This is a genomic window from Streptomyces sp. BK340 (assembly GCF_007827595.1).
Lineage (GTDB): Bacteria > Actinomycetota > Actinomycetes > Streptomycetales > Streptomycetaceae > Streptomyces.
Map to the genome: position 1 here is coordinate 12,693 of NZ_VISR01000024.1, position 20,120 is coordinate 32,812.

General features: G+C 70.1%; 24 protein-coding genes. 19 read left to right on the top strand and 5 right to left on the bottom strand.

From position 1 onward, the window contains the following. The 11 genes from FB157_RS33015 (at window position 1) to FB157_RS33065 (ending at window position 8,296) form a co-directional block, all read left to right on the top strand. Entirely contained in the window at window positions 1-384 is a 384-nt protein-coding gene (locus FB157_RS33015) for a TadE family protein (RefSeq protein ID WP_145884344.1), read from the top strand. Between the two features lies 1 nt (window position 385). Then, window positions 386-745, top strand: a complete 360-nt coding sequence (locus tag FB157_RS33020) for a TadE/TadG family type IV pilus assembly protein (RefSeq protein WP_145884345.1) — start codon at window positions 386-388, stop codon at window positions 743-745. 18 nt (window positions 746-763) lie between these two features. Beyond that, window positions 764-2,101 (top strand): CpaF family protein, encoded by a 1,338-nt coding sequence (locus FB157_RS33025; protein ID WP_145884346.1) that lies wholly within the window; start codon window positions 764-766, stop codon window positions 2,099-2,101. A gap of 4 nt (window positions 2,102-2,105) precedes the next feature. Further along, complete coding sequence (locus tag FB157_RS33030) at window positions 2,106-3,050, top strand: type II secretion system F family protein (protein ID WP_145884347.1); 945 nt, start codon at window positions 2,106-2,108, stop codon at window positions 3,048-3,050. Between the two features lie 13 nt (window positions 3,051-3,063). After that, the gene (locus FB157_RS33035) at window positions 3,064-3,951 is read left to right on the top strand and encodes a DUF5936 domain-containing protein (protein WP_145884348.1); all 888 of its coding nucleotides are present in this window, start codon (window positions 3,064-3,066) and stop codon (window positions 3,949-3,951) included. Between the two features lie 163 nt (window positions 3,952-4,114). After that, window positions 4,115-5,401, top strand: a complete 1,287-nt coding sequence (locus tag FB157_RS33040; protein WP_261386709.1) for a sensor histidine kinase — start codon at window positions 4,115-4,117, stop codon at window positions 5,399-5,401. Between the two features lie 13 nt (window positions 5,402-5,414). Then, window positions 5,415-6,176 (top strand): response regulator transcription factor, encoded by a 762-nt coding sequence (locus FB157_RS33045; RefSeq protein WP_145884349.1) that lies wholly within the window; start codon window positions 5,415-5,417, stop codon window positions 6,174-6,176. Window positions 6,177-6,274: 98 nt separating this feature from the next. Further along, window positions 6,275-6,472: a Flp family type IVb pilin gene (locus FB157_RS33050; protein WP_097252666.1), complete on the top strand. Its 198-nt coding sequence runs from the start codon at window positions 6,275-6,277 to the stop codon at window positions 6,470-6,472. Next, a complete protein-coding gene (locus FB157_RS33055; protein ID WP_145884473.1) occupies window positions 6,472-7,062 on the top strand; it encodes a pilus assembly protein TadG-related protein in 591 nt (196 codons plus the stop codon). The genes FB157_RS33050 and FB157_RS33055 overlap by 1 nt, the downstream gene beginning before the upstream one ends. 21 nt (window positions 7,063-7,083) lie before the next feature. Further along, window positions 7,084-7,665, top strand: coding sequence for a hypothetical protein (locus tag FB157_RS33060; protein ID WP_145884350.1), 582 nt, complete (start codon window positions 7,084-7,086; stop codon window positions 7,663-7,665). Between the two features lie 7 nt (window positions 7,666-7,672). Beyond that, window positions 7,673-8,296: an OmpA family protein gene (locus tag FB157_RS33065; protein ID WP_145884351.1), complete on the top strand. Its 624-nt coding sequence runs from the start codon at window positions 7,673-7,675 to the stop codon at window positions 8,294-8,296. 5 nt (window positions 8,297-8,301) lie between these two features. Here FB157_RS33065 and FB157_RS33070 read toward each other — a convergent pair whose 3' ends face one another. Both FB157_RS33070 and FB157_RS33075 read right to left on the bottom strand, forming a co-directional pair. Then, the gene (locus FB157_RS33070) at window positions 8,302-8,709 is read right to left on the bottom strand and encodes a DUF3224 domain-containing protein (RefSeq protein ID WP_145884352.1); all 408 of its coding nucleotides are present in this window, start codon (window positions 8,707-8,709) and stop codon (window positions 8,302-8,304) included. 53 nt (window positions 8,710-8,762) lie between these two features. Continuing rightward, a complete protein-coding gene (locus FB157_RS33075) occupies window positions 8,763-9,143 on the bottom strand; it encodes a DUF192 domain-containing protein (protein WP_145884353.1) in 381 nt (126 codons plus the stop codon). A 117-nt stretch (window positions 9,144-9,260) separates the two neighbouring features. Here FB157_RS33075 and FB157_RS33080 point away from each other — a divergent pair, with 117 nt between their 5' ends. Together FB157_RS33080 and FB157_RS33085 are read left to right on the top strand one after the other, a co-directional pair. Next, the gene (locus FB157_RS33080; protein WP_145884354.1) at window positions 9,261-10,133 is read left to right on the top strand and encodes an LLM class flavin-dependent oxidoreductase; all 873 of its coding nucleotides are present in this window, start codon (window positions 9,261-9,263) and stop codon (window positions 10,131-10,133) included. Between the two features lie 55 nt (window positions 10,134-10,188). After that, window positions 10,189-10,674, top strand: a complete 486-nt coding sequence (locus FB157_RS33085; protein WP_145884355.1) for a GNAT family N-acetyltransferase — start codon at window positions 10,189-10,191, stop codon at window positions 10,672-10,674. Between the two features lie 42 nt (window positions 10,675-10,716). Here the strand turns inward: FB157_RS33085 and FB157_RS33090 are convergent, their stop codons facing one another. Continuing rightward, complete coding sequence (locus FB157_RS33090) at window positions 10,717-11,229, bottom strand: DinB family protein (RefSeq protein ID WP_145884356.1); 513 nt, start codon at window positions 11,227-11,229, stop codon at window positions 10,717-10,719. 52 nt (window positions 11,230-11,281) lie between these two features. Here FB157_RS33090 and FB157_RS33095 point away from each other — a divergent pair, with 52 nt between their 5' ends. The 5 genes from FB157_RS33095 (at window position 11,282) to FB157_RS33120 (ending at window position 17,879) form a co-directional block, all read left to right on the top strand. Beyond that, a complete protein-coding gene (locus tag FB157_RS33095) occupies window positions 11,282-12,067 on the top strand; it encodes a methyltransferase domain-containing protein (RefSeq protein ID WP_145884357.1) in 786 nt (261 codons plus the stop codon). Window positions 12,068-12,798: 731 nt separating this feature from the next. Continuing rightward, window positions 12,799-13,572, top strand: a complete 774-nt coding sequence (locus FB157_RS33100; protein ID WP_145884358.1) for an isoprenyl transferase — start codon at window positions 12,799-12,801, stop codon at window positions 13,570-13,572. Window positions 13,573-13,945: 373 nt separating this feature from the next. After that, window positions 13,946-15,271 carry a PhoH family protein gene (locus tag FB157_RS33110; protein ID WP_145884360.1) on the top strand — a complete coding sequence of 442 codons (1,326 nt, stop codon included), beginning with the start codon at window positions 13,946-13,948 and terminating at the stop codon, window positions 15,269-15,271. Window positions 15,272-15,694: 423 nt separating this feature from the next. Beyond that, window positions 15,695-16,387, top strand: a complete 693-nt coding sequence (locus FB157_RS33115) for a transglycosylase SLT domain-containing protein (RefSeq protein ID WP_186581797.1) — start codon at window positions 15,695-15,697, stop codon at window positions 16,385-16,387. Window positions 16,388-16,526: 139 nt separating this feature from the next. Next, the gene (locus FB157_RS33120; protein WP_261386697.1) at window positions 16,527-17,879 is read left to right on the top strand and encodes an AI-2E family transporter; all 1,353 of its coding nucleotides are present in this window, start codon (window positions 16,527-16,529) and stop codon (window positions 17,877-17,879) included. Between the two features lie 21 nt (window positions 17,880-17,900). On the opposite strand, the gene FB157_RS33125 is transcribed toward FB157_RS33120, so the two are convergent. Further along, window positions 17,901-18,434, bottom strand: a complete 534-nt coding sequence (locus FB157_RS33125) for an alkyl hydroperoxide reductase (protein WP_145884361.1) — start codon at window positions 18,432-18,434, stop codon at window positions 17,901-17,903. Between the two features lie 3 nt (window positions 18,435-18,437). Continuing rightward, on the bottom strand, window positions 18,438-18,992 hold the full coding sequence (locus tag FB157_RS33130) for a peroxiredoxin (protein WP_097252652.1): 555 nt from the start codon (window positions 18,990-18,992) through the stop codon (window positions 18,438-18,440). 136 nt (window positions 18,993-19,128) lie between these two features. Here FB157_RS33130 and FB157_RS33135 point away from each other — a divergent pair, with 136 nt between their 5' ends. Next, the gene (locus FB157_RS33135) at window positions 19,129-20,082 is read left to right on the top strand and encodes a LysR substrate-binding domain-containing protein (RefSeq protein ID WP_145884362.1); all 954 of its coding nucleotides are present in this window, start codon (window positions 19,129-19,131) and stop codon (window positions 20,080-20,082) included. Window positions 20,083-20,120: the final 38 nt, after the last annotated feature.

The following is a 20,120-nucleotide window of genomic DNA, read 5'->3' on the forward strand; positions in this document are numbered from 1 at the left end:
TTGCGCAGACGGCCGGGAGGCGACCGGGGACAGGTCAGCATCGAGTTCCTCGGGATGACGCCGCTGATCATCCTGACGCTGGTGCTCATGTGGCAGTGCGTGCTCGTGGGGTACGCGTACACGCTCGCGGGGAATGCTGCGGACGAGGGCGTACGGGCGGGGACGGCGGCTCCTCGGGGCGAGCGGTTCGGCGCGTGCGAGCAGGCCGCGCTGAAGGACCTGTCGGGGGCGTGGCGAGGGGGAGCCAGGGTGGAGCAGTGCGGGGGGACCGGATACGTGACCGCCGACGTGGCGCTGAAGGTTCCCGTCCTCTTCCCCGGCTCGATCGACTTCCCCGTCACGGTGCACGGACACGCCGGTGCCGTGGAGGAGGTGAAGCGCTGAGATGCCTGCGGTATCCGGGAAGCCGCGCCGTCGCCGCCGCGATGCGGGACAGGTCGCCGTCGAGTACCTCGGGTTCGTCCCGGTCCTGCTGATCGTCGGCCTGGCCGGCATCCAGATCGGGGCCGTCGCCTACGCCGCCGAGCAGGCCGGCACGGCGGCCCGGGCGGGGGCACGGGCCGCGTCGCTGCGGCAGGACGCGCAGCAGGCGTGCGCGGAGGCGGTCAGCGCCGGGATCACGGTGCGCTGCTCGGCCGCCGAAGGGGGCGACTCGGTCACGGTCACCGCCACCGTCCACATCCCCCGGGTCGTCTGGGACTTCGGCGACGCCCACCGGACCGCCACCATGCCGCTCGACCACTGAACGAGGAGTTGCCGACCCATGAGTCTGCGGGCACGCATCAACTCCCCCGAGGAGCACGGCAGCCGGGGCGAGGACGGGCATCTGGTCGCCTCCTACCGGGCCAAGCTGCTGGAGGAGATCGACCTCGCCGAGATGAGTTCGCTGGCCGCCGCCGAGCGCAGGGCGCGGCTGGAGCGGGTGCTCGGGCACATCATCAGCCGCGAGGGCCCGGTGCTGTCGACGGCCGAACGCTCCCAGCTGATCCGCCGGGTGGTGGACGAGGCGCTCGGCCTCGGCATCCTGGAGCCGCTGCTGGAGGACGCGTCGGTCACCGAGATCATGGTGAACGGACCGGACGCGGTCTTCGTGGAGCGCAGCGGCCGGGTCGAACAGCTGCCGATCCGCTTCGCCTCGGCGGACCAGCTGATGCAGACCATCGAGCGGATCGTGTCCACGGTCAACCGCCGGGTCGACGAGTCGAACCCGATGGTGGACGCCCGGCTCCCCTCCGGCGAGCGCGTCAACGTCATCATCCCGCCGCTGTCGCTGACCGGCCCCACCCTCACCATCCGCCGCTTCCCGCGCTCCTTCACCCTGCAGGAACTGATCGGCTTCGGCTCGCTCGACGAGCACATGGTGTACCTGCTGGCGGGGCTGGTGCAGGCGAAGTTCAACATCATCGTCTCCGGGGCGACCGGCACCGGCAAGACGACCCTGCTCAACGCCCTCTCCGGGCTGATCCCGGCGCACGAGCGCATCATCACCATCGAGGACTCGGCCGAACTCCAGCTCCAGCAGACCCATGTGGTCCGGCTGGAGTCACGGCCGCCGAACGTCGAGGGCAAGGGCCAGGTCACCATCCGCGACCTGGTCCGCAACTCGCTGCGCATGCGACCCGACCGGATCGTCGTCGGCGAGGTCCGCGGCGGCGAGTCCCTCGACATGCTCCAGGCGATGTCCACGGGCCACGACGGCTCCCTCGCCACGGTCCACGCCAACAGCGCCGAGGACGCGCTCACCCGGCTGCAGACCCTCGCCTCCATGTCCGACGTCGAGGTGCCCTTCGTGGCCCTGCACGACCAGATCAACAGCGCTGTCGACGTCCTCGTCCAGCTCACCCGGTTCGCCGACGGCGTCCGCCGCATCACCGAGATCGCCCTGCTCGACAGCCACGGCGGCGAGCCGTACCGGCTGGCGTCCGTGGCCCGCTTCCACGCCCGGCCCATGACGCCGGACGGCCGGGTGTACGGCGCCTTCGAGTACTTCCCGCTGCCACGCCGTACCGCCGACCGGCTCTTCATGGCGGGCCAGCCCATCCCGCAGGCCTTCGGTGTCGCCCACTCCGCGGACCAGCTCGCCACCCGAGAAGCCAGGTAGGACCATGGAACTCCACACCCTCGTCCAGCTCACCACCGGTGTCGCCCTGCTGACCTGCGTCCTGGCCGTCGTCGGAGTGCACACCTACGCGGCCGGCCGGGCCCAGCGCGCCGAGCTGGTGCAGCGGTTGTCGTCCACCGGCCAGGCACCGGCGACCGGCCGCAGGCGCCGCTTCCGCAACCTCGACCGCCGGCTGCGCCGTACGGCACTGGGCCGGAAGCTGGAGCTGCGGCTGGCGGCCACCGGTCTGGACGTCACCCCGGGCGAGTTCTTCGCCTACATGCTCGCCGCGATCGCCGCGCTCTGGCTGATCGGCCAGGCCTCCCTGGCCCCCTTCTTCGGCCCGCTCGCCGGTCTGCTCGGCCTCTGGGCGGCGGTTCAGTTCCTCAACTGGCAACGGCAGAAACGCATCGAGCGCTTCATCAACCAACTCCCCGAACTGGCCCGCATCCTGGCCAACGCCACCCAGGCCGGCCTCGCCCTGCGCACCGCGATCGGCATGGCCGCCGAGGAGCTGGAGGCACCGGCGGGCGAGGAACTGGGCAAGGTCTCCAGCCAGTTGGCGATCGGCCACTCCCTGGACGACGCCCTCGGTGAACTGGCCGAACGCCTTCCCTCCCGCGAGCTGGTCGTCCTCGTGACGACGCTGGTCCTCTCCAACCGCGCGGGCGGCCAGGTGGTCTCGGCACTGCGGAACCTGACCGAGACGCTGGAGGAGCGCAAGGAGACCCGGCGCGAGATCCGCACCCAGCTCTCCCAGGTGACCATGACGTCGTACGCCGTCCCCGTCCTCGGCGTCGGCGCCCTGTTCCTGATGAACGGGGTCAAGGACGGCGCCCTGGAGCGGATGACCGGCTCGCCGGTCGGCCAGGCCTGCGTCATCATCGCCTTCGCGATGTACGCCGTCGGCTTCGTCCTCATCCGCCGCATGAGCCGGATCGACGTGTGAGGGGCCTGACCTGATGGGATTCCTGTACGCACTCCTCATGGGACTCGGCGTCTGGGGCGTCTTCGCCGGCATCCGGATGTACCGCGCTGACGCCGAACTCCCCGGTGACCTGGCGCTCGCCCTGGAGGTCGGCGCCACCCGCACCGGCGCGGTGGGCTCCGTCATCGACCGCATGGGCATGCGCTACGCCCCCGCGGTACTGCGCCTGATGGGCCCCCGCCTGGTCGCCAAGTACCGCCGCAGGATCGACCTCGCGGGCAACCCCGGCGGCCTGACCATCGACCGCTACGCCGCCCGCCGCGCGGTGTACGGCGCCCTCGGCGGAGTCGGCTTCCTGGTGTTCCTGCTGCGGGGGCAGTGGTTCGTGGCCCTCCTGCTGCTGCTCTTCGGCGCGTTCTGGACGGAGGTCGGCATCTGGTCGGCGATCCGCGTCCGCAAGGACGTGATCGAACGGACGCTGCCGGACTTCCTGGACGTGCTGGCGGTGGTGGTCAGCGCCGGACTGGGCTTCCGCCAGGCCCTGGACCGGGTGGCTTCGCGCTACGAGGGCCCGTGGGCGGACGAACTGCGCATCACGCTGCGCCAGATGGACCTCGGCATGAGCCGCCGCCAGGCCTTCGCGGAACTGCGCCGCCGCAACGACTCGGAGCAGGTGGCCATGTTCGTCACCGCGCTCCAGCAGGGCGAGGAACTCGGCGCCCCGATCGTCGACACGCTCGTCTCCCTCGCCAAGGACATGCGCCGGACGGACGCCCAGAACGCCCGCCGCAAGGCCGCCCGCGCGGTCCCCAAGGCCACGCTGATGATCACCACGTTCATGGTCCCGGCGACGATGCTCCTGCTGGGTGCGGGCCTGCTGCTGGGCTCCGGCGTGGACTTCGGCTCGCTCACCGGGAGGTGAGCGGCGGGTGACGACGATGGGAGCGACGGAGCGGCCGGGCAGGCGCCCGGCCCTCAGGGGGCCGGGGAGGGGATGGCGGGCGTGGTTCGAGCGCCGCCGCCCGCAACGGCCGTCGGTGCCGCTCCGGCTGTCCCGGCTGTTCAGGATGGTGCGGACGGTGCGGATGTCCGGCGCGTCCCGGGCGGAGGCTCCGGTCCCCGAACCCTCCGAGAAGATCCAGATCCGGGCCCTGCAGGCGATGTGCCGCCAGGTCTTCGGCTTCCGGCTGGCGATGATCGTCGTGGCCGCCCCCGCGGCCCTCCTCAACGCGGCCCCGGGCCTGGGCGTCCGCCTGGTCGGAGCGGCGGTGGTCGTCACCTTCATGGTGTCGTACGTCCTCTTCCGCGACTGGGAGCGCTTCGGCCCCCTGCTCCTGCGCCACCCCAGCCTGCTCGCGGCCGACACCCTCTTCGGGTCCCTCCTCCTGATCTCGGCGGGCCCGGACACCACCCTCGCCTACGTCAGCGTGTGCACCCCGCTGCTGGCGGGCCTGGTCTACGGCTGGCGGGGCGCGGCCTGCTTCGCCTCCCTGCAGTCGCTGATCCTGCTCCTGGTCCACGCGACCCTGAAGTCCGACGGCCGGACAGCCGTGGCCGAGTCGCTCCTCCTGCCCGGCCTGTGCGTCGTCGCCGGTGCGATGGGGTCGACCCTGCGCAACCTGATGCTCCGCTTCGGCGCGGCCACCCAGGCCCTCACGGCGGTCCAGGCCCGCCTGGCGGCGACGGAGGCGGTGCACGCGGAACGGGCCCGGCTGGCCCGCGAGATGCACGACTCGGTGGCCAAGACCCTGTTCGGCGTGGCCCTGGCGGCCGACGGCCTGGCGACGACGGCGTCCGCCGACGCTCCCGACCCGGCCCGCATCCGGCAGCAGGCCGAACTGGTGGCCCGCTCGGCACGCCGGGCGGCCGCGGAGTCGCGGGAACTGCTGGAGGACCTGCGCCGGGACGAGACGGCTGCGGCGAGGCCGGCGGATCTGTGGACGGAACTGAGCGCACGCACAGCCGACTTCACGTCCCGTACGGGCATACCGGCGTCCTGCCGGCCGCTGAACGGCATCCCCGTTCCGCCCGTGCCCCCGCCCTTCGCCCGCCATCTCCTCGCCATCGCCACGGAGGCGCTGGAGAACACCCACCGCCACGCCTCGGCGACCCGGGTGGACCTCACCGTGGGGATCGACGGTGACCTGCTCCGCCTGGCGATCCACGACGACGGGAGCGGCCTGCCCCCCGGCACCACCCTCGAACAGCTCCGCCGCTCCGGCCACTTCGGCCTGCTGGGCATGGTCGAGCGCGCGGCCTCGGCGGGGGCCCGGATCCGTGTCGGGCGAGGGGAGCACGAGCGGGGTACCGAGGTCCGGGTGGAACTGCCGCTGCGCGCCCTCACCGTCGATCCTTCGTCCCGCGAAACCTGAGAGGAGGCACCCGATGCAGTACCTGAACCCGCCGGGCCCGGACTCCTTCCCGGCGCCCACCGCCACGGTCCCGCTGCGCCTCGTGGTGGCCGACGACAACCCCGTGATCCGTGCCGGCCTCACGGCCCTTCTCTCCGACCGCGAGGACACCACCGTGGTGGCCGAGGCGGCGGACGGCCGCGAGGCGTACGAGGCGGCACTGCGGCACCGCCCCGACGTGATCCTCCTCGACGTCCGCATGCCCGGCGTCGACGGAATCTCGGCGTTGCCCCACCTGGTCCGGCTGGCTCCCGTCATGATGCTCACCTACAGCCACGAGACGGACACCGTGCAGGAGGCTCTGCGGCTGGGGGCGGGGGGATATCTGGTGCACGGGGAGTTCACGGCGGAGCAGCTGGTGAGGGCGGTACGGGATGTGCGGGAGGGACGGCCGCATGTGACTCCGGGGGCGGCGAAGGCGTTACTGACTCATTTTCAGGCAAGTGCACCTGCACACGCGGAACCCCAACTCTCAACTCTTCTCGGCGGGATTCCGCCTCAAAAGCTTTCGCACATGCAATCCGATGTGGGACAGTCGTTTCGGTCGCGGTTCCAACTGAGTGCCAGGGAGGCGGAGATCATGGACCTCATCGCGTCCGGCATGACCAACCAGCAGATCGCCGCGGCCTGCTTCATCAGCGAGAAGACGGTCAAGAACCACATCAACCGCATCTTCGCCAAGCTCCAGAGCACGAGCAGGTCGCAGGCGGCTGCGAAGTGGCTGGGGGTGGCGTGAGGTGGATTGGGTCCGGGGTTGGGTCCGAGGGCCCTCTCGCGGGTGCCGTGTCCCCGCATACGTTTTCCGGATCGGAGGCGAGCCCGAAGGGGACCACCATGAGCAACTGGTTCAACACCACCGTCGCGTATCTGCAGGCCCGAGTTGCCCGCAGCGACAAGGGGCAGACCGCGGTGGAGTACCTCGGCATCATCGCGGTGGTCGTGGCGATCGTGTTGGCGATCACGGGTACGAGCATCGGTCAGTCGATCTACGACGCGATCACGACGAAGATCGCCGAAGTCACCGGCGGCTGATCCGCCCCCGCCGGTATCGCGATTCAGGGCAGGCCTTCCCCATCTACATCACGGTGGTGGCAGGTCTGCTCTTTCTTGCGTTGGCCTACCTTGCCGTCGGCCAGGCCGCGGTCAACCGGAGTGGTGCCCAGACCGCTGCTGATGCTGCTGCGCTCGCCGCCGCACAGAACAGGCGAAACCAACTCGCGGCGAAATGGGTGGAGGACGTCCTCGACCCGACCAAATGGAAGGACGACTTCCAGGGCAAGGTGCCGCTCGAACCATCGTGCTGGCGCGCGGATCAACTCGCGGCGCAGAACAAGGCCCAGGCACAGTGCGACTCGCCGGATCCGCTCACCGTCACGGTCACGGCCAGGGCCGACGAGTCCGTCGGAGAATCCGTCGTTCCCGGGTCCGAGAACTTCCACTCGACCGCGTCAGCCAGAGCCGTGATCGAACCCCTCTGCACGTTCGAACTCCCCGGGGAGGGCGCGGGGGGCAAGACGCTGCCGCAACTCACCTGCAAGGACCGGGACTGGGATCTGAATCCGGACGACCTCACCGACCTCCCGGGGCCCGAGGATCTTTTCGACGTCCATCTGGCTGACTGACGTAAAGAAGGAAGCAGAGTCATGAGCATTCGGGTCACAGAGAAGGCCACCAGGGGGATGGTCGCGCTGGCTGTCGCGGCTGGTCTGGCCCTCGGCGTGGCCGGCTGCGGTGGTGGCGGCGATGACGCCAAGAAGCCGGACCACACGGCGTCCGCCTCCGCGTCCGGTGGAGCGAACCCGAGTACCCAAGAGGGGCAGTCGGAGACTCCGTTGGCCGAACTGAAGGGCTCGGACGGCCTGCTCCTTCAGATCACCTCCGCTCAGCGGGATGCCGGTGGATTCGTCACGGTGAACGGTAATTTGAAGAACGACGGCGCGAACAGCGCTGTCATCCCCTCTGCGCTGAGCGGCAACGAGACCGAGATCATCAGGAACGGCAGATCTCTCGGCGGTGCCACGCTGGTCGACCCCCAGGGCAAGAAGCGGTACTACGTCCTGCGTGACACGGAGGGGCGTCCACTGACCACCACCGGCTTCTCGACGCTCAAGGCCGGTCAGAACCTGGCGGTGTTCATGCAGTTCCCGGCACCTCCGACGGACGTCTCCGAGGTGGAGTTCCAGCTGCCGACCTTCTCGGCCGCCACCGTCAAAATCTCAGGGTGAGGCCAAAGTGACCACCACACCCCGCCTCACCCTCACCATCACCACCGCAGCCCTCCTCGCCGCCACCAACCTCACCGCCGCCCAGGCCGACGACACCGACCCGAGCAACCCCCCGGTCACCGAACCCTCCGCCACCGCCCCCGTGAAGATCGACCCCACCGACCCCGACCTCAAGCTCCCCGAGGGCGCCACCCTCGCTCAGCCCAAGGTGCTGGACATCAAGTCGGTCGTGGAAGACCAGAGCGGGGACGAGCGGCGTGAGGACACCAACGCGGACGTGACGTTCGCCCTCCAGGCCGAGGTGCTGTTCGGCAAGGACAGCGCCAAGCTCGGCGGGGAGGCCAAGGCCCGCATCGCGACGATCGCCGAGGAGATCAGGAAGCAGAACGCGAGCCAGGTCCGCGTCTTCGGCTTCACCGACAACCTCGGCTCCTCGGCCCACGGCGACATCCTGTCCAAGCAGCGCGCCAACGCCGTGCAGGCGGTCCTGGACCAGGACCTGAACAGCGCCGACATCACCTTCGACGTACGCGGCTACGGCGAGCAGTACCCGATCGCCGACAACTCGACGGAGGAGGGCCGGAAGAAGAACCGGCGGGTGGAGGTCTCGTTCCCGCGCACGCAGCAGTGAGCCGCCTACTCACCCACCTCGTAGTCGAACCAGATCCGATGGGTGCCGTCCGCCTCGATCGCCATGCCGCCGGCCCCTCGGATCCCGGCCAGCGCCCCCGTCCCGCTCCCCGGCACGATCACGAAGAACTCGGACTCGCGGCCTTCCCCCAGGGTCGTCGCCGAGTGGGCGAAGTTGAAGGAGCCGGCCGAGCCGTGGAGGGATCCCTCGAAGGACTCCATGGCGACATAGGTGCCGGTGGCAGTGGCCTGGTCGTACGCGGCGGTGAACAGCGTGGCCGACACCCCGCTGACCTCACCCTCGTACTGTTTGCGCATCGTGGCCACCCCGACGGGCACCGCCGTCTCGACCACCGGCCCGGCGACCTCGGCCGGGGTGAACTCCGCAACCTTGAACGTCCCAGATGCTCGCATGCCCGGATGCTATGCCGCCCCACTGACAACGGCCCCGGGCCGACGGCCGGCCATCAGGACGCACCGCCCTCCGGCTCGACGTCGACCACCGCCCCCACCGTCAGCCCCCACCCGTTCATCGCCCCGGCCTCCGCCTCCAGCACATGCCGCGCCCGCAGCCTCGGCCTGCCCAGCCGGCCCGGCTTCATGGTGCGTACGGCGATGACCCGCAGCCGGCGATCGAGATAGGCGACGTCGATCGCCATCCGCATCCGGAAGGTGTGCACCCCGCCGGCCGGCGACAGCAGCATCACCCCGTCGACCGAGTCCCGGCCCAGCAGCCCCTTCGTCCGGGCGCGGTACGAGGCCGCGATCTCCAGGGGGAGCGGGACCGGGGTTCCGTCCGTCCGTCGCACGACCAGCTTGCCCCGCCCGTCCCGCCAGCGCCGACCCATGCCCGGCCACCTCCGCCCTCTCCCGGTCGAGGCGACCGTACCCGTCACCGCCCATCGGTGACCCGCCGCGCGTGTGATCGAGTTTGCGTGACCCCGGTCGATGGCTAGGAAGGCCCCATGACTGGAATTGGTGCCGTATTCCGACCCCAGCTTCCCCCCGAGCGGCTCCGCGCGGTGGCCCGGCTCGCGGACACCACAGGGCTCGAAGAACTCTGGTTGTGGGAGGACTGCTTCCGGGAGGGCGGGATCTCCACGGCCGCCGCCGCTCTCGCGTGGACCGAGCGGGTGCGGGTGGGTGTCGGGCTGATGCCCGTGCCGCTCAGGAACGTGGCCGTCACCGCCATGGAGGCGGCGTCACTGGAGCGCATGTTCCCGGGCCGGGCCGTCCTGACCGTGGGCCACGGTGTGCAGGACTGGATGGGGCAGGTCGGGGCGCGGGCCGCCTCGCCCCTCACCCTGCTGGGGGAGCATCTCGACGCCCTGCGCGCCCTGTTGCGCGGGGAGCGGCTCAGCGTGAGCGGCCGGTACGTCCGGCTGGACGACGTCGGCCTCGACTGGCCGCCGGAGCAGCCGGTCGACGTGCTGGCGGGCGCCACCGGAGTCCGTACGCTCCGCCTCTCCGGCGCCAAGGCCGACGGCACCCTGCTCACCGCCTCCACCTCGTCGGAGGGCGTACGGGAGGCCCGGCGGATCATCGACGAGGGGCGTCGGGACGCGGGGCGCACCGAGCCGCACCGGGTCGTCGTCTATCTGCTGGCCGCGACCGGGGCCGACGCCGCGGCCCGGCTGCGCTTCGAACTCACCGCCGAGGGGCTGGAGTCGGTCCCCGGCCTCGGGGTCGCGGGGGACGCGGGTGCCGTGGCCAAGGCGGTGCAGCGGCTGGCCGAGGCCGGTGCCGACACCGTCGTCCTGCAGCCGACGGGGGACGAGCCCGACCCGGAGGGCTTCGTGCGCTTCGTCGCGGAGGAGGTCCGGCCCCTGGTGCCGTAGGGGAGGCCGGGTGGGACGCGGGGTGTTGTCAGTGGCTGCTGCCACACTGCAGCGCATGACCGACGAACACGGCGATGTGCGTCTGCGGGACGTGACGGACGACGACCTCCACGTCTTCCACGACTACGAGCAGGACCCGGAAGCCGTCCGGCGGTCGAGGTTCGCCCCCCGGCCGCGGGACGCCTTCCTCAGACACTGGCGGGAGCGCGTGCTCGGCGATCCCGACTGCCTCGTGCGGACGGTCACCGTCGACGGCGAGGCGGCCGGCAGTGTCGTCTCCTGGACGCAGGACGGGCAGCGGTACATCGGCTACTGGCTGGGGCGGCCGTACTGGGCCCGCGGTGTCGGCACCCGTGCCCTCGGCCTCTTCCTGGAGCTGGAGCCGGTACGGCCCCTGTACGCCGACCCGTTCTCCGGCAACACCGCCTCCGTCCGTCTGCTGGAGAAGCACGGCTTCGAACGCGCCGGCACGGTCCGGCACGGGGAGGACGAGCACGTTCTGCTGGTGCTCGGCGGCCCGGCTCCCGAGGATCGCGGGTGACGGCCCCGACGCCGATCGCGGGCGTCGGGGCACCCCCGGTTCCTAGTCCTCGGTGACCGGGCGGTGGTCGCCGGTCGCCCCGTCGATCAGCTCACGCAGGATGTCCATGTGTCCGGCGTGCCGGGCCGTCTCCTCGATCATGTGGACGAGGGTCCAGCGCAGCGAGACGGAGACGTCGCGCCAGGCGGGGCGGCCCGGAGCGTCCAGGGGCAGCTCGGTGATCGTGCGGTCGGCGGCGGCGCGGGCGCGGCCGTAGAAGGCGACGATCTGCTCCGTCGTCTCGCCGGGGGCCACACTCATGTCCTCGTCCTTGTACGGGTCGAACCACAGGGGTTCTCCCTCGCGCCCGAACGTCTCCACGAGCCAGCCGTACTCCACCGAGGCCAGATGCTTGACCAGGCCGAGCAGGGTCGTCCCGGTCGGCGTCATCGGCCGGCGCAGCTGCTCGTCGTCCAGCCCGGCCAGTTTCCAGAGCACGGCGTCCCGGTGCCGGTCCAGGCTCGCGTGCAGGATGTCCTTCTCACCGGCGGTGTGGCCGGCCGCAGAGGTCGTCATGTGCGCGGAAATTAGCAGGCCCGACCGACAACGCCCTGCGACCATGGCGTTCATGACAGAGAACCGCTCCTATGAACAGCTGGTTGCCGAGGGTGCCGCCGTGCCGACCGAGGGATGGGACTTCTCGTGGTTCGAGGGGCGGGCCACCGAGGCGCGGCCGTCCTGGGGGTACGCACGGTCGGCGGGGGAGCGGCTGGCCCGGGCCGAGGCGGCGCTGGACATCCAGACCGGGGGCGGTGAGGTGCTCGGCTTCGCCCTGGGCGGGGCGGGGGAGGCCGGACCGGTGCTGATCGCGGCCACGGAGGGCTGGCCGCCGAACGTCGCCAAGGCCACCGCTCTGCTGCGCCCGCGGGGTGTGGTGGTCGTCGCCGCACCGGACGACGCGCCGCTGCCGTTCGCCGACGCGGCCTTCGACCTGGTGCTCAGCCGGCACCCGGTGCGGCCGGACTGGGCGGAGATCGCCCGGGTGCTGCGGCCCGGTGGTACGTACTTCGCCCAGCATGTCGGGCCCAGCAGTGTGTTCGAGCTGGTCGAGTACTTCCTCGGGCGTCAGCCGGACGAGGTGCGCGGCGGCCGTGATCCCGAGCGGGAGCGCAAGGACGCCCGGGCGGCGGGGCTGGAGGTCGTGGACCTGCGGGCGGAGCGGCTGCGGATGGAGTTCCATGACATCGCAGCCGTGGTGCACTTCCTGCGCAAGGTCGTCTGGATGGTCCCCGGCTTCACCGTCGAGGCGTACGAGCCCCAACTGCGCTCCCTGCACGAGCGGATCGAGAAGGAGGGGCCGTTCGTGGCGCACAGCTCCCGCCATCTCTTCGATGTCCGGAAGCCGACCCCCTGATGAAACGGATGAAACAGGGCATTTATCCGCTCAGTTCACTCGCAGTTCTCCCACGGTTTCCACATCGTTATCGGCGACGGTTCACATCCGTCCCACCTGTCACGTAAGTTCAGACCAAGGTAATTCGCGTGAGCAAAGCTGCGCGGGCGGCACCGCGCAGTGGAGGGGGCTGCGCGGTGCCGCGATGCCGAGTCGGACGTGTACCGGAACCGTCAAGTCGCCGTTCGCTGCCCGGGTAGCCCGTCGGGGGGACCCTCGGACAACTCGCCGAACCATCCTCAAGGCACCCTAAAACCTCTCGATCTCTCCATATGAGCCCCGATCGCCTGGGATTCCGCTGTGAATCGGCCATGAAATGCCCCGGAATCCATCGTTCCGCGTGCACCGGGGCGTCGTCGGACGATTCCGGAGAGTAGTTGTAGCGCGCCGATGCACCCACCATCCCTTACGAAGGGTTATGGTGGAAACCCCCCCTCGGGCCGGTCCGTCTCCCCCCCACGGACCGGCCCGTTTTTTCATGGGGCGCTCCCGGAACTTCGGAACGAGGGACGGGCGTCCCCGCCCAGGGGCGAGGGGCCTGCGGGAGTACGGCTCCGCCGCGTGCGTGCGACGAGCCCCCACCGGCCCGCACGAACCCCGCGAATCACACCCTCGAACCCTCAAACCCCGAGCCCGAACCAAGCCGAAAGCAAGGGGTACGCTCAGAACCCGCCCAACCCCCGGAGGGTCCCGTGAACGTGCGCGACACGCTGCGCAGCCTGCTCGTCAGGCTTTACGCACGCCGGGTGGAAGGCCACCTGGACCACGCCCAGGTGCCCAAGCACATCGGCGTGATCATGGACGGCAATCGCCGCTGGGCGAAGGCCGCCGGCTCCACCACGGTGCACGGCCACCGCGTCGGCGCCGAGAAGATCGAGGAGTTCCTCGGCTGGTGCACCGAGACCGACGTCGAGGTCGTCACCCTGTGGCTGCTGTCCACGGACAACTTCGACCGCCCGCAGGACGAGCTGGGTCCCCTGCTCGGCATCATCGAGGACGTCGTCCGCACCCTCGCCGCCGACGGCCGCTGGCGGGTGCACCACGTCGGCACCCGCGACCTGCTGCCGTCCGGGATGCAGCGCACCCTCAAGGAGGCCGAGGAGACCACCGCCCACGTCGACGGGATAGTGGTCAACGTCGCCATCGGCTACGGCGGCCGCCAGGAGATCGCCGACGCCGTGCGCTCCATGCTCCTCGACGCCCGGGACAAGGGCGTGTCGATGGACGACCTCGCCGAGTCCGTCGACATCGACATGATCGGCCGTCATCTCTACACCGGAGCCCAGCCCGACCCGGACCTGGTGATCCGCACCAGCGGCGAGCAGCGGCTGTCCGGATTCATGCTGTGGCAGACCGCGCATTCCGAGTACTACTTCTGCGAGGTCTTCTGGCCCGCCTTCCGCAAGGTCGACTTCCTGCGCGCACTGCGCGACTACGCGGCACGTCACCGCCGTTACGGCGGCTGAGCCGACTCGAACACCCCGCCCGTCAGCACTGGGGCGGAGTGTTCGGTTCACCCCGGTTGGGGCGCAAGTAACGAGGAGTTCACCGGCGCGCTGTTGGCGGCTTTTGCATGGCGGTGCATGTTCGAGGGCATAAGCCAAGCAGGTCGACGCCCGAACCACGGGCGTCGGATCTCAGCGGGCGGCACGGGGCCGTCCGCCCGGGAGGCCCTTTGCACCAGCCCGACCGTGCGGTCACAGCACGGAAGCAGCCGCGGAGGTCCGGTGTCCGGCCCGCCGTTCGCGGGGGCCAGGGACCGGTCGCAATGCTCCCTCCCTCCCGGCCCGGCTTCCACTTCGTCGCTCCCCGACCTCATCCGAGGGGGTACGTCCTTCCGTGGTGACCAGCACAAAGCGCCACAAGTCTGACCGGCGCACGTATGTTCTCGACACCAGCGTCCTGCTGGCCGACCCGAACGCCCTGACCCGCTTCGACGAGCACGAGGTCGTGCTCCCCATCGTGGTGGTCACGGAGCTGGAGGCCAAGAGGCACCATCCCGAGCTCGGGTACTTCGCCCGTCAGGCCCTGCGCCTGCTGGACGACTACCGGGTCAAGCATGGTCGCCTCGACGCCCCCATCCCGATCGGGGAGCTGGGCGGAACGATCCGTGTCGAGCTCAACCACTCGGACCCCAGCGTGCTGCCCACCGGCTACCGCCTGGGGGACAACGACTCCCGCATCCTCGCGGTGGCCCGGAACCTGCAGGCCGAGGGGTACGACGTCACCGTCGTGTCGAAGGACCTGCCGCTCCGGATCAAGGCCTCCTCCGTCGGTCTGCTGGCCGAGGAGTACCGGGCCGAGCTCGCCATCACGGAGAACTCCGGCTGGACCGGAATGTCCGAACTGACGCTCTCCGGCGAGCAGGTGGACATCCTCTTCGAGGAGGGGCACGTGTACGTCCCGGAGGTCTCCGACCTCCCCGTGCACACCGGCCTGACCATCCAGTCCGAGCGAGGCAAGGCGCTCGGCCGGATCTCCGCCGAGGGCAACGTCCGTCTCGTGCGCGGAGACCGGGAGGCGTTCGGCATCAAGGGCCGCAGCGCCGAGCAGCGCATCGCGCTCGACCTGCTGCTCGACCCGGACGTCGGCATCGTCTCGATGGGCGGCCGGGCCGGCACCGGCAAGTCGGCGCTCGCGCTGTGCGCGGGTCTGGAGGCGGTCCTGGAGCGCCGTCAGCACCAGAAGGTGATGGTCTTCCGGCCGCTGTACGCGGTGGGCGGGCAGGAGCTGGGCTATCTGCCGGGCAGCGAGGCGGAGAAGATGAGCCCGTGGGCGCAGGCCGTCTTCGACACGCTCTCCGCGGTCACCAGCCGGGACGTCATCGAGGAGGTCACCGCGCGCGGGATGCTGGAGGTCCTGCCCCTGACCCACATCCGGGGCCGCTCCCTGCACGACGCGTTCGTGATCGTCGACGAGGCGCAGTCGCTGGAACGGAACGTCCTGCTGACCGTTCTGTCCCGAATCGGCGCGAATTCGCGGGTCGTTCTCACTCACGACGTGGCACAGCGGGACAATCTGCGCGTAGGCCGCTACGACGGTGTCGTCGCCGTCGTGGAGAAGCTGAAGGGGCATCCCCTCTTCGCGCACGTCACGCTGACGCGTTCCGAGAGGTCCCAGATTGCGGCGCTTGTGACCGAAATGCTGGAGGACGGTCATATCTGATGTACATCTGACGTACATCTGACTTGCGCCCGACGCCCGTTGGCGCCGTCCGGCAAAGGCGAAGAGCCTAGCCGGGCGGCGCCTTGGTGTGTGGGGGTTTCCTGAAATCCCTAGGGGCAAACGAGGTGTGAGCTTTCACACGCAACTCGGAATTGCCACCCGGTGTCGGGTTACGGCAGAGTCTCACTCCTGTCAGGCCCCGCATACGACACACCTGTACCCCCAGCGGTACGGCACCACAGAAGCACCACTTCAACTCCATAGAGTCGTCGTATGCCGCCCGAGCATCACGTGGCGCTCCCTTCGCGGGAGTTGCCCACCGGGCCCGCGCCTCCCGTGACCCCGCAGTTGGGAGGCCAGTGCCAAGGGGCACGATTGCGTCCGCCAGGGTCACCGAAGCGGGCGATGCTGGAAGGAAACCGTGTGAGCCGGATTTCGGTCCGGGGATTCGCAGTGGCATCGGCCACCGCGGTCACCGCCGTCGGAAGCGTAGTCGGCGTTGCCTCGGGCAGCACCGCGCAGCCCAACGACGCAGAGGCGACGGCAGCCGACACCACGCTTCTCGCGGACATACCCGCGGGTCAGCAGGCCCAGGTGCAGACCGCGTCCCTGACGCAGCAGGCCGACTCGCAGGCCATCGCCGCGGACGCGAGCGCCAAGAAGGACGCCGAGGCAGCCGCCCGCAAGGCCGCCGCCGAGACCGCGGTCGCCAAGAAGGCTGCCGCCGAGAAGGCGGAGAAGGAAGCCAAGGCCCGCGCGGAGGCGAAGAAGGCGACCACCCGGTCGACCCGCGACTCCTCCAGCTTCCCCGTGCAGAGCAACTACACCGTCGCGCAGATCCAGGCGATGGCGCGTCAGATGGTCGCGAGCGGCCAGTTCCAGTGCTTCAGCAACATCGTGGACCACGAGTCCAGCTGGAACTACCACGCGACCAACGCCTCCTCCGGTGCCTACGGTCTCTTCCAGGCCCTGCCCGCCGGCAAGTACGCGTCCGCCGGTGCCGACTGGCAGACGAACCCGGCCACCCAGATCAAGTGGGGCCTCAACTACATGAACAGCCGGTACGGCAGCCCCTGTGAGGCCTGGTCGTTCTGGCAGGCCAACCACTGGTACTAGGCCACCCGGTTCTCGCTCAACCCTGCGCAGCCCCTCCCCGTCCTAGGGGGAGGGGCTTTCGCCCTGTACGGTCGTACTCGATCGACTCCAGGGGGGAGTGGTGGCGGACACCCGGGGACGCGGGGGAAGAGGACGGATCATGTCGCGAGTGCCAGGGTGGCTCGGCCGGCTCGGTGCCGGGCTGACCGAGATGAGCGAGCGGCTGGACGAGCGCCGCGCCGAGGTGGAGAAGGACACCGTCCCCGAACCCGCACGCGCCGAGCGGCCCGCCGACCCGGTGGTGCCCGCGCCCCGGCCCGCCGTCCCGTCCGGCCCCCGCCCCGACCCCGCCGAGGCGGTGCCCTGGGGTGTGCGCGTCGCGGCCGAGGCCGGCTGGCGGCTGCTGGTCCTCGCCGGCACCGTGTGGGTCCTCATGCGGGTCATCAGCGCCGTACAACTGGTGGTCTTCGCCTTCGTCATCGCCCTGCTGATCACCGCCCTGCTCCAGCCGACGGTCGCCCGGCTCAGGCGCCGCGGGGTGCCGCGGGGTCCGGCCACCGCGATGACCGCCATCCTCGGCTTCGTCATCATGGGCCTGATGGGCTGGTTCGTGACCTGGCAGGTCATGGAGAACATCGACACGCTCTCCACCCAGATCCAGAGCGGAATCGACGACCTGCGCAACTGGCTGCTGAAGAGCCCGTTCCACGTCACCGACAAGCAGATCAACCAGATCGCCAAGAACCTCCGCGAGGCGATCGGCGCCAACGCCGACCAGATCACGTCGGCCGGCCTGGAGGGCGTCCAGGTCATCGTCGAGGCTCTGACCGGCATCCTGCTGGTGTTCTTCTCGACGCTGTTCCTGCTCTACGACGGCGAGCGCATCTGGCAGTGGTTCCTCAAGCTGGTGCCCGCCGCCGCCCGCCCGGGCGTGGCCGGTGCCGGCCCGCGTGCCTGGCGCACCCTCACGGCCTACGTCCGTGGCACGGTCCTGGTCGCCCTCATCGACGCCATCTTCATCGGCATCGGCATCTACTTCCTGAACGTGCCGATGGCGGTCCCGCTGGCCGTCTTCATCTTCCTGTTCTCGTTCATCCCGCTCGTGGGCGCGGTCGCCTCCGGGGCGCTGGCGGTGATCGTGGCGCTGGTGACGCAGGGCGTCTTCGCGGCCGTCATGACCCTCGCCGTGGTCCTCGCCGTCCAGCAGATCGAGGGCCACGTCCTGCAGCCGTTCATCCTGGGCCGCGCGGTCCGTGTCCACCCGCTCGCGGTGGTCCTCACGGTGGCGACCGGCGGCATGGTGGCGGGTATCGGCGGTGCGGTGGTGGCCGTACCGCTGGTGGCGGTGACGAACACGGTGGTGGGTTATCTGCGGCAGTACTCGCAGGAGGCTCAGCTTCAGTCAGCCCGTCCGGCGTTTGAGGACGAGGCCGTTCAGGCCGACGGGGGGTCTGGGGGCGCAGCCCCCGGGGACGCCTGGGGAAACACCGAGGGCCTCGCCCACAAGGAGTGAGCGAGGCCCCGGCAAGACGGCCTACTCAGCGAGCAGCGCCTCGGCGTCCAGCGTGACGCCGACCGCCTGGATCACGGAGGCGATCTTGAACGCCTCCTGGACGACCTCACGGTCGACGCCGGCCTTGCGCAGCACCTGCTCGTGCGAGTCCAGGCACAGCCCGCAGCCGTTGATCGCGGAGACCGCGAACGACCACAGCTCGAAGTCGACCTTCTCCACGCCCGGGTTGCCGATGACGTTCATCCGCAGGCCCGCGCGCAGCGTCCCGTACTCGTGGTCGGACAGCAGGTGACGCGTCCGGTAGAAGACGTTGTTCATCGCCATGATCGCGGCCGCGGACTTGGCCGCGGTATACGCCTCAGGCGTGAGGTTCGCCTTCGCCTCGGGCTCCAGCTCACGCAGGACGATGGGGGAACGGGAGGCGATGGCGGTCGCCAGCACCGTGCCCCACAGCTGCTGCGCGGGCAGGTCGGAGTTGCCGATGACCGAGCCCAGGTTGAGCTTCAGGTCCTTGGCGTAGTCCGGGACGCGGGACTTCAGTGAGTCGAGCGACATGGGTCACTCACCGGCCAGCAGCGCGACCGGGTCCAGGGTCTCGTCGCCCTTGCTCCAGTTGCACGGGCACAGCTCGTCGGTCTGCAGGGCGTCCAGGACCCGCAGGACCTCCTTGGGGTTACGGCCGACGGAGCCGGCGGTCACCATGGAGAACTGGATCTCGTTGTTCTGGTCGACGATGAAGACGGCACGCTTGGCGAAGCCGTCCTCGCCCTCGATGCCGAGGTCGCGCATCAGCTCGTGCTTGGAGTCGGCCATCATCGGGAACGGCAGGTCGCGCAGGTCGTCGTGGTCCTTGCGCCAGGCGTGGTGGACGAACTCGGAGTCACCGGAGAAGCCGAGGACCTGGGCGTCACGGTCGGCGAACTCGTCGTTCAGCTTGCCGAACGCGGCGATCTCGGTCGGGCACACGAAGGTGAAGTCCTTGGGCCAGGCGAAAACGATCTTCCACTTGCCCTCGTAGGTCTTGTGGTTGATCGTGTCGAACTCCTTGCCCTTCTCCAGCGAGACGCAGGCGGTCAGTTCGAACTCGGGGAACTTGTCACCGACAGTGAGCACTAGCTCTCCTTGCAGCGAAGAAAAGCCCCTTTTGAGGGCGTTTTCTCGTATGGGTTGGACGCCGTCGATGGTGGCACAGGGTGCATTGATTAGTGAAATAGCTACACTCGGTCTTGTTGATCGGAGGTAGCTATCAGTGACCATCAGTAACGGCAAACGGAGGCAGCCGAGCCTCGCACAGTTGCGTGCCTTCGCCGCCGTGGCCGAGCATCTGCACTTCCGGGACGCGGCGGCCGCCATCGGGATGAGCCAGCCCGCCCTGTCCGGGGCGGTCTCGGCGCTCGAGGAGACCCTGGGGGTGACCCTCCTCGAGCGTACGACCCGCAAGGTGCTGCTCTCGCCCGCCGGTGAGCGGCTGGCCGTACGGGCGAAGGCGGTGCTGGACGAGGTCGGGGCACTGCTGGAGGAGGCCGAGGCGGTCCGGGCCCCGTTCACCGGGGTGCTGCGGCTCGGGGTGATCCCGACCGTCGCGCCGTACCTGCTGCCCACCGTGCTGCGGCTGGTGCACGAGCGGTACCCGCAGCTCGACCTCCAGGTGCACGAGGAGCAGACCGCGAACCTCATCGACGGCCTCCACACCGGCCGGCTCGACCTGCTGTTGCTTGCTGTTCCGCTCGGTGTGCCCGGTGTCGTGGAACTCCCGCTGTTCGACGAGGACTTCGTACTCGTCACTCCGCTGGACCACTGGCTGGGCGGCCGCGAGGGAATTCCGCGCGAGGCCCTGAAGGAGCTCAACCTGCTGCTCCTGGACGAGGGGCACTGTCTGCGCGACCAGGCGCTGGACATCTGCCGGGAGGCGGGGCGGGAGGACGCGCCGGTCACCACCACGGCCGCCGGGCTCTCCACCCTGGTCCAGCTCGTCGCGGGCGGCCTCGGCTGCACGCTGCTTCCGCGCACCGCCCTCAAGGTGGAGGCCACCCGCAGCAGCCGGCTGCTCACCGGCTCCTTCGCGGAGCCCGCCCCGAGCCGTCGTATCGCCCTCGCCATGCGCACCGGCGCGGCCCGCGGTGCGGAGTACGAGGAGCTGGCGACCGCCCTGCGCGAGGCCCTGGGGCCGCTGCCCGTCCGGGTGTGGGACGGCGGCGTCTGAGGGGCGGGCGCCCGCGCCACGGAATCGATCAAATGAGC

Coding starts and splice junctions, on each gene's coding strand:
- FB157_RS33025 (WP_145884346.1), top strand. CDS start 764: ATGAGTCTGCGGGCACGCATCAACTCCCCCGAGGAGCACGGCAGCCGG.
- FB157_RS33050 (WP_097252666.1), top strand. CDS start 6,275: ATGAGCAACTGGTTCAACACCACCGTCGCGTATCTGCAGGCCCGAGTT.
- FB157_RS33075 (WP_145884353.1), bottom strand. CDS start 9,143: ATGGGTCGGCGCTGGCGGGACGGGCGGGGCAAGCTGGTCGTGCGACGG.
- FB157_RS33085 (WP_145884355.1), top strand. CDS start 10,189: ATGACCGACGAACACGGCGATGTGCGTCTGCGGGACGTGACGGACGAC.
- FB157_RS33030 (WP_145884347.1), top strand. CDS start 2,106: ATGGAACTCCACACCCTCGTCCAGCTCACCACCGGTGTCGCCCTGCTG.
- FB157_RS33040 (WP_261386709.1), top strand. CDS start 4,115: ATGTCCGGCGCGTCCCGGGCGGAGGCTCCGGTCCCCGAACCCTCCGAG.
- FB157_RS33035 (WP_145884348.1), top strand. CDS start 3,064: ATGGGATTCCTGTACGCACTCCTCATGGGACTCGGCGTCTGGGGCGTC.
- FB157_RS33045 (WP_145884349.1), top strand. CDS start 5,415: ATGCAGTACCTGAACCCGCCGGGCCCGGACTCCTTCCCGGCGCCCACC.
- FB157_RS33020 (WP_145884345.1), top strand. CDS start 386: ATGCCTGCGGTATCCGGGAAGCCGCGCCGTCGCCGCCGCGATGCGGGA.
- FB157_RS33125 (WP_145884361.1), bottom strand. CDS start 18,434: ATGTCGCTCGACTCACTGAAGTCCCGCGTCCCGGACTACGCCAAGGAC.
- FB157_RS33070 (WP_145884352.1), bottom strand. CDS start 8,709: ATGCGAGCATCTGGGACGTTCAAGGTTGCGGAGTTCACCCCGGCCGAG.
- FB157_RS33060 (WP_145884350.1), top strand. CDS start 7,084: ATGAGCATTCGGGTCACAGAGAAGGCCACCAGGGGGATGGTCGCGCTG.
- FB157_RS33080 (WP_145884354.1), top strand. CDS start 9,261: ATGACTGGAATTGGTGCCGTATTCCGACCCCAGCTTCCCCCCGAGCGG.
- FB157_RS33120 (WP_261386697.1), top strand. CDS start 16,527: ATGTCGCGAGTGCCAGGGTGGCTCGGCCGGCTCGGTGCCGGGCTGACC.
- FB157_RS33090 (WP_145884356.1), bottom strand. CDS start 11,229: ATGACGACCTCTGCGGCCGGCCACACCGCCGGTGAGAAGGACATCCTG.
- FB157_RS33095 (WP_145884357.1), top strand. CDS start 11,282: ATGACAGAGAACCGCTCCTATGAACAGCTGGTTGCCGAGGGTGCCGCC.